This window comes from Mucilaginibacter aquaedulcis, assembly GCF_030409325.1.
In the GTDB taxonomy this organism is placed as follows: domain Bacteria; phylum Bacteroidota; class Bacteroidia; order Sphingobacteriales; family Sphingobacteriaceae; genus Mucilaginibacter; species Mucilaginibacter aquaedulcis.
Genome location: NZ_JAUFPR010000002.1, coordinates 1,993,162 through 2,008,903 on the forward strand (window position 1 = coordinate 1,993,162; position 15,742 = coordinate 2,008,903).

The 15,742-nt window shown below is 45.1% G+C and carries 12 protein-coding genes; 3 read left to right on the top strand and 9 right to left on the bottom strand.

Annotated elements, in window-relative coordinates; all coding sequences use genetic code 11:
- Positions 1 to 19: 19 nt before the first annotated feature.
- On the bottom strand, positions 20 to 1,492 hold the full coding sequence (proS, locus tag QWZ01_RS12640; protein ID WP_290323698.1) for a proline--tRNA ligase: 1,473 nt from the start codon (positions 1,490 to 1,492) through the stop codon (positions 20 to 22).
- Positions 1,493 to 1,590: 98 nt separating this feature from the next.
- Between proS and QWZ01_RS12645 the strand changes: the two genes are divergently transcribed.
- Together QWZ01_RS12645 and QWZ01_RS12650 are read left to right on the top strand one after the other, a co-directional pair.
- Positions 1,591 to 2,457, top strand: a complete 867-nt coding sequence (locus QWZ01_RS12645) for a hypothetical protein (protein ID WP_290323699.1) — start codon at positions 1,591 to 1,593, stop codon at positions 2,455 to 2,457.
- 20 nt (positions 2,458 to 2,477) lie between these two features.
- Positions 2,478 to 3,968, top strand: coding sequence for an OmpP1/FadL family transporter (locus QWZ01_RS12650; protein ID WP_290323700.1), 1,491 nt, complete (start codon positions 2,478 to 2,480; stop codon positions 3,966 to 3,968).
- Between the two features lie 99 nt (positions 3,969 to 4,067).
- On the opposite strand, the gene QWZ01_RS12655 is transcribed toward QWZ01_RS12650, so the two are convergent.
- Entirely contained in the window at positions 4,068 to 4,604 is a 537-nt protein-coding gene (locus QWZ01_RS12655; RefSeq protein WP_290323702.1) for a lipocalin family protein, read from the bottom strand.
- A gap of 123 nt (positions 4,605 to 4,727) precedes the next feature.
- Here QWZ01_RS12655 and QWZ01_RS12660 point away from each other — a divergent pair, with 123 nt between their 5' ends.
- The gene (locus QWZ01_RS12660; protein WP_290323703.1) at positions 4,728 to 5,534 is read left to right on the top strand and encodes an SDR family oxidoreductase; all 807 of its coding nucleotides are present in this window, start codon (positions 4,728 to 4,730) and stop codon (positions 5,532 to 5,534) included.
- 249 nt (positions 5,535 to 5,783) lie between these two features.
- Here QWZ01_RS12660 and QWZ01_RS12665 read toward each other — a convergent pair whose 3' ends face one another.
- The 7 genes from QWZ01_RS12665 to QWZ01_RS12695 all read right to left on the bottom strand — a co-directional run bounded on the left by QWZ01_RS12665 (position 5,784) and on the right by QWZ01_RS12695 (position 15,733).
- The gene (locus QWZ01_RS12665) at positions 5,784 to 6,404 is read right to left on the bottom strand and encodes an alpha/beta hydrolase (protein WP_290323704.1); all 621 of its coding nucleotides are present in this window, start codon (positions 6,402 to 6,404) and stop codon (positions 5,784 to 5,786) included.
- A 75-nt stretch (positions 6,405 to 6,479) separates the two neighbouring features.
- A complete protein-coding gene (locus tag QWZ01_RS12670; RefSeq protein WP_290323705.1) occupies positions 6,480 to 7,415 on the bottom strand; it encodes a ring-cleaving dioxygenase in 936 nt (311 codons plus the stop codon).
- A 169-nt stretch (positions 7,416 to 7,584) separates the two neighbouring features.
- Positions 7,585 to 8,073 (bottom strand): hypothetical protein, encoded by a 489-nt coding sequence (locus QWZ01_RS12675; RefSeq protein WP_290323706.1) that lies wholly within the window; start codon positions 8,071 to 8,073, stop codon positions 7,585 to 7,587.
- A gap of 219 nt (positions 8,074 to 8,292) precedes the next feature.
- Entirely contained in the window at positions 8,293 to 9,087 is a 795-nt protein-coding gene (locus QWZ01_RS12680; RefSeq protein WP_290323707.1) for an FHA domain-containing protein, read from the bottom strand.
- A 17-nt stretch (positions 9,088 to 9,104) separates the two neighbouring features.
- The gene (locus QWZ01_RS12685; protein ID WP_290323708.1) at positions 9,105 to 13,253 is read right to left on the bottom strand and encodes an FtsW/RodA/SpoVE family cell cycle protein; all 4,149 of its coding nucleotides are present in this window, start codon (positions 13,251 to 13,253) and stop codon (positions 9,105 to 9,107) included.
- Positions 13,254 to 13,255: 2 nt separating this feature from the next.
- Positions 13,256 to 14,680, bottom strand: a complete 1,425-nt coding sequence (locus QWZ01_RS12690; RefSeq protein WP_290323709.1) for a PP2C family protein-serine/threonine phosphatase — start codon at positions 14,678 to 14,680, stop codon at positions 13,256 to 13,258.
- A gap of 90 nt (positions 14,681 to 14,770) precedes the next feature.
- A complete protein-coding gene (locus QWZ01_RS12695) occupies positions 14,771 to 15,733 on the bottom strand; it encodes a hypothetical protein (protein ID WP_290323710.1) in 963 nt (320 codons plus the stop codon).
- Between the last annotated feature and the right edge of the window lie 9 nt (positions 15,734 to 15,742).

Consider the following 15,742-nt stretch of genomic DNA (forward strand, 5'->3'; position numbering starts at 1 on the left):
CATCAACCACTCACCAAAATTAATACGCCCTTGCAAACAGCACCCTTTGGGTTGACGGTTTGCCTGTTAAAATGCATTTACCTTCTTCCTGTTTGTTATTCAAAGGTATGCAACGGATTGTCGCTTTAGTTTCCTCTTTTATTTTTTGTTCAGTTTCTGATGTACCATCCCAATGGGCGCTGATAAAGCCGGGTTGTTCATCAAGCATGCGCTTAAACTCATCCCAGGTATCAACTTCTACCATGTTCTCCGCACGGAAATCAAAAGCTTTTTTATAGATGTTATTTTGAATTTCTTCTAATAATGATTCAATCTGCTGCGCCAAACCTTCCTGGTTTACGGTTTCCTTGGTTTTGGTATCGCGGCGGGCCAACTCAACGGTGCCGTTTTGCATATCGCGGCTACCAATAGCAACACGCAATGGTACGCCTTTCAGTTCGTACTCGGCAAATTTGGCTCCCGGGCGATGGGTATCGCGCTTATCAAATTTCACGGAGATGCCTTTGGCTTTCAGCTCCTTGGTTAGTCCGGCAACGTAATTAGCTATATTATCCAGCTCTTCGTCGTGCTTGTAAATTGGCACAATTACTACCTGAATAGGAGCCAGTTTTGGAGGCAATACCAGGCCGGCATCATCAGAGTGCGCCATGATCAGTGCACCAATTAAACGGGTTGATACACCCCAAGAGGTAGCCCAAACAAAGTCCTGCTTATTATCACGGGTGGTGAACTTTACATCAAATGCTTTGGCAAAGTTCTGCCCTAAAAAGTGTGATGTTCCCGCTTGTAAAGCCTTACCATCCTGCATTAAAGCTTCAATGCAGTAGGTATCCAAAGCACCGGCAAAACGCTCGTTGGCTGTTTTGCGGCCTTTCACTACAGGCAGCGCCATCCAGTTTTCGGCGAAGTCGGCATATACATTAAGCATTTGCTCGGTTTCGGCTATGGCTTCTTCGGCTGTAGCGTGGGCCGTGTGGCCTTCCTGCCATAAAAACTCGCTGGTGCGTAAAAACAAACGGGTGCGCATTTCCCAGCGCATAACGTTGGCCCATTGGTTAACCAGGATAGGCAGATCGCGGTATGATTGTATCCAGCCTTTATAGGTGTTCCAGATAATGGTTTCTGATGTAGGGCGAATGATCAGCTCTTCTTCCAGCTTGGCTTCCTCGTCAACTATGATATTACCCTCGCCATCATTTTTAAGGCGATAATGGGTTACTACGGCACATTCCTTGGCAAAACCATCAACATGGCTGGCCTCTTTACTAAAAAAGCTTTTGGGTATTAACAGCGGAAAATAAGCATTACTGTGGCCGGTTTCTTTAAACATGCCATCAAGCACGGCTTGTATTTTTTCCCATATGGAGTACCCGTAGGGCTTAATGATCATACATCCCCTAACCGGCGAATACTCGGCCATGTCAGATTTAATTACTAAGTCGTTAAACCATTGCGAATAATCTTCGTCTTTACTAATAACACCTTTGCTCATACTGATTGTAAATAGATATTGGCTATACAATTATTGTATATTGCGCCAAATTTATAAATTTAAAAGTTAATTGACCTTGCACTTTTTACTTACCTGACATGAAACGGAACATTGCAATAGGAATTTTTCTGATCGGTGCCATGGCACTGAGTTCCTGCTCAACCACAAAACTGGCAAATACCGAAAGTAGTGACGACGTTTACTTTTCAAAAGCCAAAGCCGGCGATGAGCCTACTTATGCAGCCGTGGATAATCAAAACCCTAACGTAAGCCAGGAACAGGCCTACAGTGATGATGACGACGATTATTTTTACTACGATGATTATGCCTCACGCATAAACCGTTTCAATTATTACTCTCCTTTTAGTTATTACGATAATTTATACTACGGCTATGGCAATTATGCTTTCAATAATGGCTTTAGTCTTGGCTTTAATTATGGGCCCTGGGGTTATGGATATTCTCCTTACGGTTACGGAGGCTGGGGTTTAGGCTATGGCTACGGCGGACTTGGCTGGGGCCTCGGTTTAGGCTATGGCGGATTTTATGGCGGCGGATATGGCTACGGTTACGGCGGCTGGGGCTTAGGCTATGGCGGGGGTTTCGGTGGTTATTATACTGGTGGCACACCACGCCCAAATCGCGGACCCGGATATAGCAGCGGTGGTGTAGGCAATGGCATTAGCAGGCCCGGATTTGGTACCCGTGTACCACCCAACAGCGGTATAGGATATATACCGGGCGGCCGTGGTGTTAACAATAGCTTTGCTCGCCCTGCACGTACAGACGCGCGCCCTTCTCGCTCTGATGCAAGCCAGGCAGCGCGCTCGCAGGAACCAAGGCCTGTAATGCAGCAACCTAATATTGATCGTTCATCTCCATCACCTTCCAACAACTCGGGCGGGGGCTCCAGAAGCTCAAGCGGAGGCAGCAGCGGCGGTGGCGGCAGACCAGGCAGACCATAACTTTATCATTCTGAGATTCTATGAAAATAAAATACTTATTAACCGTAATTGCTACAGTAGCCATTACTAAAAATAGTTTTGCGCAGTACGCGCAGGATGTAGTACGTTTCTCAACGTTTCAAAATGGGTCTACATCACGTATTAAAGCCATTGGTAATGCAGGTACTGCCATTGGCGGCGATCTGAGCTCCATTAGCGGCAACCCAGCGGGATTGGGCTTTTTTACGCACTCTGAATTTAACATAACACCTGAGTTTGATGGTTCAAAGGTAAATTCGGCCTATTTTGGGCAAAATGCCAACACTACCAACAACCATGGCAATTTAAACAATGCTTCAGTTGTAATTTATCAGCAATTGAATATCCAAAAGGGCCGCGATAAAACCAAAGGCTGGTTAAGCATTAACTATGGTGCCGGTTACAGCCGTACCAATAACTTTTACGAGGATATTAACTACGGTGGCCGAAACCCTAACAATTCCATATCTGATTACTTTGCAGGTATTGCCAACAACCACCCCAACGATGCGCTGGGCGGCTGGGCCTATAACCATGGCATTGTAGATAACTTTGGCACCAGTACCAATCCTGATTATGCAAGTACGGTTTCAACACCTATAAATCAAAACGGGATCATTTCACGCACGGGCGGTCAATCAGAGTTTGATTTTGCTTTTGGCGCCAACTACAGCAATAAACTATACATTGGTGTAGGTGTTGCCATTACCGATATCAGGTACGATTATTATCGCCAGTTTACGGAAACAGGCTCTGCATCCATCCCGCCAAATGGAGGCACTGTGGGCGTACCAACCGATTTTAATTCGGCCTATGTTCAAAGCCAGTCGACCCGGGGTAACGGGGCCAATATTAAACTGGGCGTTATTTATAAACCTATTGAGGCATTACGTTTAGGTTTCACCTTTACATCACCAACCTATTACAGTATTGATGATAGCTACAATGAAGGCCTAACCACCAACATTAATGGCCGGGCATCGCAAAGCGACCAGCTGGGCGCCAGTTCATTTACTTACGATATGCGCACACCGCTAAAGTTAGCAGGCGGCGCGGCCTTTTTTATAGGTAAATATGGTTTCATAAGCGGTGATGTGGAATACATTGACTATGCCAGCGCTCACATCAACAGCAACCAGGATTTTGATAATACATCAGATATTAACCAGATTAAAGCCGATTATCGTTCAACCATCAATGTGCATGTAGGTGCCGAGGCCCGTGTTACCAGCATGTTTTACCTGCGCGGTGGTTATAGCCAACAAGGCAGTCCTTTTAAAAACAACAGCACTGCTACAGATATAACAGGTGATATTAAAACCGTAACCGGCGGCATAGGCCTGCGTTTTGGCGCTTATTATGTTGACGCCACTTATGCACACATAACAGGCTCTGAGGTGATAACCCCATATCTGATTGATGCAGGAAACCCAACAGCCAGTTTCAAAAAAACAAACAACAACGCGTTCCTTACCCTTGGATACCGTTTTTAATATTTTTCAAGAGAAAAAAAAAGACACATATGATGCGTCTCTACGGTGATATTGTAGAGGCGCATCATATGCGTCTTTCTGCATAAGTCCTTTCTTTAGTTAAATACTTGATACATCTGCTATCTGCTCGGTTTTTACCAGGTTCCGTACATCAAAACCTTTATCGGCTGCACGTACAACGAGCTCATTATATGTTTGCTCGTCAAGCGTTGGGCGACGGCTTAGTATCCATAAGTAGTTTCGGTTGGGATGCCCCACTACTGCATAGCTGTAATCTTTGGCCAGATCAATTATCCAGTACTTACCTTTAATAGGCCAAAAAAACTGTACCTCAAGTTTCGCGTTGGTATGGTCGGTAACAAAGGCACGGCCTTCGGTAACTTTTAATTTGTCATTTTGAATACAGCGGTTTTTAACAATTACGGAGCCATCTTCGGTCAAACCGTAAGTGGCCGAGGTGCATATGCAGCCTTTTTCAAAAGACTGCGGAAAGGCGGCTATCTCAAACCAGGTACCCATATATTTCTTTAATTCTACGTATTTAACAGTTTCAAGAGGTTTGCAGCGGGCCTGCAAGGCCAGCGCGGTTAAACCCAAACCTAAAACTACAGAAGTTGCTAAAATCTCTTTTTTCATACAACAACAACGATTACCGGGCTCAAAAAGTTTAGCCAATGTCCACATAATTGTCACCTTAAATGCCTGAGTATATTTAATTACCTTTGCGCCAATCTGTTAAAATCAAGCTACAGCAAGGTAATGGCTACACAAATGAACATCAGTATTTTAGGCTGCGGCTGGTATGGCCTGGCACTGGCAAAAGCCCTCATAGGTGCAGGCCACAGGGTAAAAGGCTCAACAACCTCGGCACAAAAAACAGCAACATTGGCAGCGGATGGTATTGAACCTTATGTAGTAAATTTTAGTGCCGATACAGCAGACTATGACCCTGATTTTTTCAGTTGCGATGTGTTGTTTATTGCTATCCCGCCAAAAAGCCGATCGGGCGAGGGAGCGGCTTACGGCCCTAAGATACAGGCCATGATCAGGGCAATAAAGCAACATGGTGTTCAACAGGTAGTATTCATCAGCTCTACCGGTGTTTATGCTGATTTGAACCATGAAGTTACCGAAAACATCAACCCGGAGCCAAATACCGAGGCTGGTAAAATATTACTGCAGGCCGAAGAACTTTTTGGTAACGAAACTTCCTTCAAAACGAGCATCATCCGCTTTGCGGGATTAATAGGGCCCGGTCGCGATCCCGGCCGCTTTTTTGCCGGGAAGAAAGATATTCCCAACGGTAATGCTCCCGTTAACCTCATCCATTTAGATGATTGTATTGGCCTGAGTATGGCTATATTGAATAAGCAGGCCTTTGGTTATTTATTTAATGGTTGCTCTCCTGATCATCCTATCCGGTCGGCTTTTTATACACAGGCTACTGCTAATTCGGGCTTAGAAACACCTGTTTTTATTCCGGAATTAAAAGAGTGGAAAATTGTAAGAAGTGCAATCGTTCAAGCTGTATTAGGCTATCAGTATCAGGTTGATAAGCTGCTGTAGTTGTACTCTCGCCGTTGTTAGCGTTGTAACCAGAGGTATTCGGAATAGACAAAAAGGTTGTCATTTCGATGAGGAACGAGGAGAAATATTATGAATCAAGCAATCCTCTGAGACATAACATAAACTAAAAGAAAAACCCCTCTTTCCGCCGTAGGCGAACAGAGGGGTGATAAGCGCAGCGATGTCGGGGTGAGTCAATTGATAAACTACTACACTAACTGCAGCCCTTTCTTTAATTTATTGCAATCATTATGCTAATATCCCATTGGCCAGTTGCAGCTCATCTGCACTGATGGTATGCATGCGGCCTTTATATATTTTGAGGGTAACGCTTGCATTTAGCCCTTCAATAATAGTTTTGCTTTCGTTTACCCGGCTTACCGGTACGTGGGTATCAGGGTCGCCGGTGGTGATGAGGACCGGGGTGTTATTAAAATCACCTTTGTAATTATCGTTGATCAGCTGTTCGCCAATTAAGCCACCTGTGAGCGCTATTACGCCACCATAACGGCCAGCATTACGGGTTACATACTCCAGGGTTAAACAGGCACCCTGCGAAAAGCCGAGAAAATAAATATTTTCCTGTGTTATGCCCTGCTTTTTGATATCCTCTACCAGATCGCCAATAATAGCCAGGGCCGAATCAAGCGCGGGCTGGTTATTAGCAACCGGGGCCATAAAGCTGTAAGGGTACCAGCTATGCTCGGTAGCCTGCGGCGCAAAAATGGCGTAACCATCAAGTTTCAGATGATCTTTCAAGGTGATGATACTTGCTGCCGATGCACCACGCCCATGCAACATGATAATGGCTTTGCTGGCCTTCTCGGCCGGGGTGCCCGCTGTAAGTATTTGTTTATGATGAATATACATGATTTGTGCTGTTAAAGATCAAATAATTAAGCTGCTCATCCGCCGGGTGAAGGCGGATGAGCAGCTGTTATTTTGTTATACCAAGGATGGCAATGATTTTTCAAGATCCTCGCGCATGCTTTCGTACTGAGCAGGCAGTTTCAAGCCCTGACCCAATTGCTCAACAGGTTCATCAACAGAGAAACCAGGGTTATCAGTAGCCAATTCAAACAGTACACCTCCTGGTTCGCGGAAGTACAGGGAGTAAAAGTAATTCCTGTCTATCTTGTCGGTAATATGCAAACCCAGGTTGGCTATTTTTTCACGGTATTCCATTAATATGGCTTCGTTTTTAACACGGAATGCCACATGATGAACCGAACCTCCGGCTACATGACCAGCTACTTCTCCGGCTACTTCAACCAGGTCAACTATGGCCGCATTATCAACTGCATCTGTTATAAACCGGTAGCGATTTACATGTTGCTCAAGCAGGCGGTAACCAAATACGCCGGTTAATATTTTGGCAGTGGCATCCATTTTATTGGTGGTGATGGTTATACTGTGGAAACCACGGGTAGCGTTTTCGTCTTTTACTTCTGCAGTTTCCCAAGGCAGCCTGTTATCGGCGGTTTTAGGTACTATCAGTTCCAGTTTTAAACCATCAGGGTCAAGCACGGTAAGGTATTGCTCACCAAATTTTTCGGAAGGTTTGTTGTAGATCACGTTGTTATCCTCAAACCGTTTCAACCAAAAATCTAAACTGCCTTCGGGTACGCTATAACCAATTTCGGTAACCTGGCGTGCACCTCTCCTGCCGGCAGTGATGCCTTGCCATGGGAAAAACGTAAGGATAGTGCCTGGGGTACCAACCTTATCGCCATAATATAAATGGTAAGTTTGCGGATCATCAAAATTTACCGTTTTTTTCACCATCCTTAAACCCAATATACGGGTATAAAAATCATAGTTTTTTTTAGCGCCACCTGCAATAGCAGTGATGTGGTGTATGCCGTTTATTGTATTTTCCATTGTGTTCCTTTTCGTTTTAATTGATAGATCAAATTTACCTCAGAAAACAGGGTTTACACTTGATGTAGGATAAGAAAAATACAATTGTATGCGAGAGGCAATCACTAAACTATATTAAACACTCTCCGCAGAGGAGCGTAACAAAGATACAGCCGCACCATTTTAAGCGCTACTCTTCTTTCTTTAACTTCTTCATTTTTCTTTGAAGAATATTATTCAGTTGTTTTGTTTGGTTTGATAAAGAAGGCCAATCGCAAACGGAAGTATATCCTCCACTTTGTTTAAACTGTCCATACGAAATTTCTATTTTAACGGTACCTACAAATTCGGTACAAAATGATTTAGTTTTAACAGGGTTTAAAATGATACTTTTAGCCAAATAAGCAAGCGAGTCTTTCTCTGATCTGCTGAACCACGTTTTTAAGGTGTCAATAATTATTTTATTGGGGCGCGTTGTAAAAATTGATCCTCTATGATAGACCTTAACTATTGATGAATCATTATTATTTTGTATTCCGGTTACTACCCTATTATCATCTGTAATATAAATGCTCTGCCATTCATCTGCTCCGGATACATCTATTTGCTTTTTATTGAAGTTACAGGACGTTGCAAAAGTGATTACAAATATTAAAATTGATGTGACAGGTTGTTTCATTGGTTCAAGGTTGTGATAAAGCTAATATACCTTAAATACCTTTGGAAATACAAACCCGAATGATAGTAATGGTGAGCTCTGTCGAACCATGGTGGGTTAAGGCCTCTGCGCCCGATCTTTCGACAAGCTCAGGATGGCACGACCTTATTCACTATTTATTGCTTCGCTCCTGGCAATTGTTTAGTCCAAAAGTCCCAATATCCCAAAGCCCCCAAAAAACTACCCCTCAGTTTTGGTGCTGAATAGGAATACGGCCGATTCGCCCAGGATCACCTGGTCGCCTTCGTTCATGGGGTGGCCTATCTGGGTTGAATTAAGCTTGATCATTTTTCCATTGGCCGCTATGTGAATCTTGGTTTTATTGCGGGGCGGTACTCCGCCCTCATCGGCAAATATCATAAAGCACTCGGCATCTTTGTTCCATTCAATATGCGCGTGCTGACGGCTGATAAAACGGTTGCTTTCATCATCGCTGTTGGCTGGGAATACCAGTTTATTTAAGCGGTATGAGCCATTATCGGTAACCGCTTTTTTATCACGACCGATGTTGATCTTATCGTCAGTAGCTTTGATCACATATTCATCTTGCTCGGCCTCGCCGCTCAGTATCCTGATATAGGCTACTGCCGAAGCCGCATTGTGCTGTACCTGCCTGCGGGTATGCATCAGGAAAGCAGCATCTGTATTCGGTATCCTGGCCGCTTCTGCCGGCAGGTCATCGCTAAAGATCACTTCAATCGTCCAATCAGATGGCAGGTCAAGAGCATAATCGTCCGCTATTCGCTGTATTTCATTCCTGAATTTTTCTTTATCGTGCACATAAACCGCGCCTTCATAAATATGCTTATCGTCCTGGTCGGCAGCTACATAAAGCAGCAGTTCCTTGATATGGCCGCCTTCACCGCCTTCTATTTTTTGTAATGCTTCTTTTATAAAACGCAACAAGGCCTCGCGCAGACTTTTCACATCCCATTCGCGCTTATCTCCCTTGTTTCTGAATAAATTGAACGCCATGCTTAATACTGTTTTATTTATGGATTTACTTCTTCTGTTGATGTGGTATCTTCCGGCGCGGCCACAGGCTCAGGCGGTAATATTCTTTCTACCCTCACTACCTTTTCAGGTGCAAAACTTTTCATATAGCCTTTTTTTAGTAAAAAAGGTATAACATGATTACCCGCCAGCCTTACCGCATCTGACGAGCCCTTGGTTGATTCTATCCGGATGCAAACCACCATATTACCCGTTCCTTTAGCTTCGGGTGCAAAAAATGCGTACCAGCCATCGTTCACACTCTTGTTTTTCACAATACGCTCGGGCGTACCGCTTTTTCCCGCTACTGCTATATGCAATATAGGCACTTTTGGCGCACTTTGCGCAATCATATATTGCTTCAACAGGGCGGCATATTCCGGCTTTTCGGCCAGCTTAATGCCAGGTTTTACAGCTATGGCGGTATCATTTACCTTGAGGGCGAAACGGTTCGGTCTTAACAATCCGTCATTTGCTACACCCGATATGAGCCTTGCCACCGATGCCGGTGTAGCAATCAATTCGCCCTGGCCCCAGGCCATACCTGAGATACCCTTGGCTCTTGTTTTATGGATGTTGTTAGGATCGTACCTTGGCTTGGTATTAAATTCGGTTTTACGCCATAGGTTGCGCCATTTTTCTTCCTGGGCCGAATTATCCGCCGGTTTATTATAGTAATAGCCACCCACACCATGCAGGAACATACCTGTTTTCATGTACAGGTTTACCATGTACTCTTCCAGGTGCTGCTGGTTGGCAAGCTTTATAAAATATACGTTGTTTGATTTGGCTATGGCCCTTTCCATGGTGATCATGCCGGTTTCATCAGGTTCGATGCCTTTAGTGCGGATCCGCTCGTTCATGCTCACATGATAAACCACCTTGGAGGCATCAACCCCCAACTTATTAAATGCCGACATAGCAGTTAATACCTTAGCCGTTGAGCCCGGTTGTGAGGCATAAGTGAAACCCAGATCGGTGGTCGTCATCCAGGTGGCAAGCTTATTTTGATCAGTTTGCGACATGGTGAGTTGATCCCAGTTATGTACCGGGGGCAAGGGGTATACCGCCGAAGCCAGTACATCACCCGTAGCGGGCTCCATGATCACTACCGAAACACGGTTATCCAATAAGGAAGTATCGGCAGCTATGGATTGCTGTATGCTGGTTTGTAGCTCGGCATCTACTGTAAGCTGTACATCGCGGTTCTTGTTTCTGAAAGCCGCTATCTCCGGTCCGTTTATATCGGCCAGCAGCAGCGGTGCAAGGGCACTGTAATCGCGCTTGTTAACCGTCATTTCCTTTACACCGCGGGGTAAAAAGCGGTCTTCCTGGTAACGGGAGGCTTTTACGTTGTAGCTGGTAACCGGCATTTTAAATCCGCGCAGCTCGGCGGCATGTTCGTATTCGCCAAAGTAACCGTTGGTGCTGCCGTTGAATACGCCGGTATTATCATCGCCAGTCCAAAAGAACATGTTCTCTTCAAAAGGATAATACCTGTCCAAACGTTTATGCATGGCCGAATCCAGGTTATAATGCATGAGGCCAGTTGATGCCAGTTTTGCCCGTTGTTGCTCAATCAAAGCGGGCTTGCTGGTAGCCAGTATCAGGCCGTTACGATCAAGCAGCGAACCTGCCTGCAGCTTGTTCATTAAAATAGCGATACGTGGGTTGTAACTAAACATCCGCAAACCGCTTTTATCGGCCACTAAAGATGGTTTCACCACCCAATGTTTGTTATCGGAGCTGTAGCGCGATACGTTCACAGTAAGCAGTACCACAGCTGCAAGTGCGGCTGCAAGCGCAGGTACCAGGTTTTTATCCTGCTGTTTGGTAATAAAGCTCATTTGTACCGCCGTACCTTTTACTGATGATACCGACAGCAAAAAGCCTGCGGCCAGCATATTGATAACCAGCGATGAGCCGCCATAACTTTCAAACGGTAACGATACGCCCGATAAAGGCAATGCACCTATAGATCCGCCTGCTATGAGGATAAACTGTACGAACGAACATACACCAATGCCCGCGCTGAGGTAAAACAACAGCGGTGTACCTGTTTGCCTGCCTATAATGATAGACCGGTGCAAATACAGCAGGAACAATATAAAAATAGCGGCCATACCTGCCCATCCAAACTCTTCGCCGATGGACGGTAGTATCATATCGGTATGAGCCTCAGGGATGGTTTTGGCGAAGCCTTGCCCTACACCTGCTCCGCTTAAACCGCCACTGGCCATAGCCCAAAGACCGTTGGCTACCTGATCGCCACCATAAACTTCGTTGTTCCAGGCATCCAGCCAAATGGCTTTACGCTCCACCAAACGTTCAACCGGGCCGGGAATAATTTTATCAAGGCCGGGTATTTTATCGATAGTTAAGAATGCCGTGATCACGATGAGCGCCATAAAGGCCGATTCGCTCAATAAGCGTGGTTTCAGAAACGCAACAACACCCCAAATACCAAAAGTAATGGCGGCACTGAGCCAAACACTATCAAAAAACCAGGTTGCCAGTACAAACAGCAGCACATAGGCGGCCATATACATGAAATCGCCGCGCGAAAAGGAAAACAGGATGATGAACGTAAAACAGATCACCATAGCCGGCCCCAAATCGCCCAGAACCAGGAACAGCAGCAGTGTAATAACTGTGGCTATAAGCGCAAAGGAGAAAAACGACCAGCGCTTACCCCAACTGGCGTACTGACTGATAAATTTTTCGTTGGCGGCAAAAAAGCCTGCCAGGAATATCATGATGAGGTATTTCACAATTTCGCTGGGCTGCACACCCAGCAGGTTTACCTTTACACCGCTGCCCTCGGGGCCCGTACCAAAAAGGATAGTGCTAAACAACAACGCCATTGCCACCAATGCCCATGGCCAGCCATTGGCCGCGCTGCGCAGTCCTTTAAAAAACAATAGGCGGTACAAGGTGGAGTCGGCATTAAAACGACGCAGGTTAAAAAATTGCAGCAGGCACATGCCGCCTATGCCTATGCCAAGGTATGTTAAAGTATCTTTAGCCAGAAAACGATCGCGCAGTGGGTCTTGCAGTGATAATAAGGTGAGGAACGAAATACCTGTCAGCAACATCACCAGCGGCAATATCAGCTGATCTGCATAGGGGTAGCGCGCACTAAACAGCAAGTGCAGGATCAGGAAACCGAGGAAAAAGCTGCCCGCAATAATCCAGTACCATTGATTAAACTCATCCTGTGTACGTACAATAAAGGCGCCTTCTTTTTTAAGTATGTTAAAATCGCGGGTAGAGAGTAATTTGATGGTGTGCGGCGTCTGCACAAAATTGAGCGCCTTATCCTTGTCCAGTTCAACCACGCCTTGTGAACGCCCAAACTCGAAACCGGGCTGCAGCGGCAATACCTCAAAAGCTTTACCGGTAGGCAGGTTTTTAAACACATACCGGCCGCTTTCATCAGTACGGGCAAACGCGGTTAATGATTGTAGCTGGCGTTTTTTATCGGTGTTGATAACAAAAACTTTTTTGTAGGCATTGGTAGCCTGTGTGGTAGCGCCTCTTGAGGTTATCTCCTCGTCAGACACAATGCTGTCCTGCGGCAATATCATGTTGAGCCTGACCAGTACACCACCAATCGGCTGATCTTTATGCTTAACAATAACCCCGCTGATGCTAAATTGGCCCAAACCAAGATCGGTTTGTGAAGGCAACTGCGGCGGGCTGTTTTTTTCCTGTGTAAAGCGGATGGAATCCTCGCCGGTATAGCCCAGTAATGAACGCGATACAATTACCCGTTTTTTGAAAGATTCGCCGCCGTTGACATAGGCATCGTCGGCATTTACGTAGTATTTACGCTTGTTGATCTCCCCGGCGTTATCAAACAGTTCGCCAGCGTTGGCTTTAGATGCAATGGTAGCGCGGATATAATCCACATCTTTAAGATCATCAAAATAATAACCTTTTTGCAGCAGGGCAGCCACGCTGCGGGCGGTATTTGGCGCATTAAGGTTTACGATGGTGCCATCCTTCAGTCGTTTATCAACGTCAACAAACTTTTGCTGTAATACCGTGTAAAGCTTGCCAAATAATACGGCCAGTACAATGGCTATGAAAAATAAAAACAACCGTTCCAGCCCTCTGCCGGGAGTTTTAGGTGTACCCTTATCCATTATTATTTAGTAGTTTTTGATAAGGTATCAATTTTAAACATACCACCGAACAACCTGCCCGAAACAAATTTATTTTGCGGAAAGATATAGGATGTTTGCACTGGTACAGCGCAATTGTTAAACACCACGTGTTTTAGCACCAATGCATCGTTATGAGTAGCCACGGCTACGTTAAAGCCATCAAAGGCAACACTATCCAGCACTACATATTTACTGTTGACCGCCAGGGATATCGCCGGTCCGGCATAAGCAGAATCGCGCTTGAAAACGATGCTCCCCTTGGCCTTGATATACAGGCTATCCTTTTGAATGTGCAGGGTATCGCTTAAAACAATGGGTTGGTTAAAATCGGCAGCAGAAATTATCAGGGTGTTTCCCTTTAATTTGTTAATGGTATCCTGCAATTTTAATTCTTCAGCATTTTTTACTTTTACAGGAGCAGCCAGCACTTTTACTTCAGGCTGTTTAAGCTGATAATTAAGCCAAAACTGCCATAAAAAGCCCGCTATGGCTAAAGCCAGTAATATAAATAACACCACCATGGTACCTCGGTTACTTTTCTGTTTTACCGGAACCACCGCAGGACCTTCGGGTAATTTAGGTTGCAGCAAGGGGTCAATAACCTCTTCGGCCGTTTTTGAGTTGGTAGCAGGCCGGGTGGCATTATGCTGACGCGGAGCCTTGTCATTTTGTACCAGTACTACGGTCACGTTGTCTTTTCCGCCGCGGCTGTTGGCGGCATCTATCAATTTTTCGCCTTTGCTTTGTATGGAACCGCCGCCGGTTAATATTTTTGTGATCAGGCTTTTATCAACCAGATCGGTAAGGCCATCGCTGCAAATTAATAACAGATCGCCCGGTAAAAATGGTGAATGGCCTGTTTCTACAAAGTCAGGATCCTTGGCTATCTGCGGATTAAAGCCGAGCGCCTTATTGATCTCATTACGTTTGGGGTGATCCATAGCGGCCTCCTCGCTCAACCTGCCAGAATCTTCCAGGAAACCTACAAAGGAATGGTCTTTAGATATTTTGATGAGCGAGTTATCGCGCAGCAGGTAAAGACGGGTATCGCCCACATGGGCATAATGAAACTGATTGTTTGGAATATCAATTACAGCAAGCGTTAGTACGCAGGCCATGTTTTCGAGCTGTTTGTTTCCCTGCTTTTGCTCATATATGCGCTGGTTGGCTTTGCCTATGGTGTTTACCATAAGTGGTACAACATCGCCGGCTATATAGCTCAGCTGCTCCAAAATGCTTTCGCGTGCTATATCTGCCGCCACCTCACCCCCCGAATAGCCCCCAACGCCATCAATTACGCAGGCAATAATGTGCTTGCCATCATCAGCTTTCTGGGCAATAAAAGTATCCTCGTTATTATCCCTTTGCTTACCAATATCAGTTATTCCGAAAAAATTATTTTCCATGGTTTTTACTGGAATTTTTTATGTCGATAAAGTGAGCCGCCAATAATAAAACGCATATTGCTAACAGCCCAAATGATAGTATTTGTGACATTATGCTTCGGGTTTAAATATGTTGATGCCTATGATGCCATTCAGTAATATTTTAGAGTTAAAAGGCAGCTCGACCCATTGCGGCATATTTACATCGCTGCGGGTAACTTCCTGTTCATTGATCAGTGTGCGCTCGCCAAATGACGACAGATACAACTTGCCATCGGCCTTATTTAAACGGATACGCAGGTGCGGTGTGTTTACCCAATCGCTGGGTACTTTAAACACGCCATGCTCGTCGCGAGTTTCTTCATTGCCAGATACCACAATGTCGTCGTCCTTCATCAGGTACTCTACCTTGCGGCCTACAAACTGTTTATCGGGCATAATGGTATCCAGGCGGGCTATTACCTTTTCGCCGGGTTTGGCTATTTCCTTTTCATTATAATTAAGGTCGTTGGCATAAGGCAGCTCATAATAGCCTTCGCTGTAATAGGTAAAGCCTTTGAGTATATCATTACTGATATCAAGCGTTTGGGCCACCCCGGTATGGCGCGGAATAAAGGTTACACGAAGGTTCTCCTCCTTTTTGTTGCTGCCCGGTAATAACTTACCTATAAAACCTTTATCTCCTTTGGCGTAATCGGGATGCGAAACCAGGCGGAATACCCATTTGGAGCTTGATGGCTCAACCTTTTTTCCCACCTCCTGGTGCTCGCGCAGTAACTCGTAAAACTTTTTAACCGATTCGTTTACGATGATGCCAAAAAGACCTGAGCGGTTATTGATAAATTCCTGGTAATCTTCTTCATTAAAACTGATGATGAACTCGTGATAAAACACCACGCGGTCGGCAAATGATAACTGACCTATCGATTCTTTAAATTTTTCGATAATGTATACATAAACATCATCGGGAGTAAGCGCTTTTATTTTTTCGGCCGCCGGATTAGCGGGTTTACCATTGGGTAAAAACCAATCCTGCAGCCCTATCTTTTGCCAAAACGTTGATTTTGATTCCATTCAGTTACT

Excerpts from the sequence above, each read along its gene's own strand:
- proS (WP_290323698.1), bottom strand. The coding sequence starts at position 1,492 with ATGAGCAAAGGTGTTATTAGTAAAGACGAAGATTATTCGCAATGGTTT.
- QWZ01_RS12645 (WP_290323699.1), top strand. The coding sequence starts at position 1,591 with ATGAAACGGAACATTGCAATAGGAATTTTTCTGATCGGTGCCATGGCA.
- QWZ01_RS12650 (WP_290323700.1), top strand. The coding sequence starts at position 2,478 with ATGAAAATAAAATACTTATTAACCGTAATTGCTACAGTAGCCATTACT.
- QWZ01_RS12655 (WP_290323702.1), bottom strand. The coding sequence starts at position 4,604 with ATGAAAAAAGAGATTTTAGCAACTTCTGTAGTTTTAGGTTTGGGTTTA.
- QWZ01_RS12660 (WP_290323703.1), top strand. The coding sequence starts at position 4,728 with ATGGCTACACAAATGAACATCAGTATTTTAGGCTGCGGCTGGTATGGC.
- QWZ01_RS12665 (WP_290323704.1), bottom strand. The coding sequence starts at position 6,404 with ATGTATATTCATCATAAACAAATACTTACAGCGGGCACCCCGGCCGAG.
- QWZ01_RS12670 (WP_290323705.1), bottom strand. The coding sequence starts at position 7,415 with ATGGAAAATACAATAAACGGCATACACCACATCACTGCTATTGCAGGT.
- QWZ01_RS12675 (WP_290323706.1), bottom strand. The coding sequence starts at position 8,073 with ATGAAACAACCTGTCACATCAATTTTAATATTTGTAATCACTTTTGCA.
- QWZ01_RS12680 (WP_290323707.1), bottom strand. The coding sequence starts at position 9,087 with ATGGCGTTCAATTTATTCAGAAACAAGGGAGATAAGCGCGAATGGGAT.
- QWZ01_RS12685 (WP_290323708.1), bottom strand. The coding sequence starts at position 13,253 with ATGGATAAGGGTACACCTAAAACTCCCGGCAGAGGGCTGGAACGGTTG.
- QWZ01_RS12690 (WP_290323709.1), bottom strand. The coding sequence starts at position 14,680 with ATGGAAAATAATTTTTTCGGAATAACTGATATTGGTAAGCAAAGGGAT.
- QWZ01_RS12695 (WP_290323710.1), bottom strand. The coding sequence starts at position 15,733 with ATGGAATCAAAATCAACGTTTTGGCAAAAGATAGGGCTGCAGGATTGG.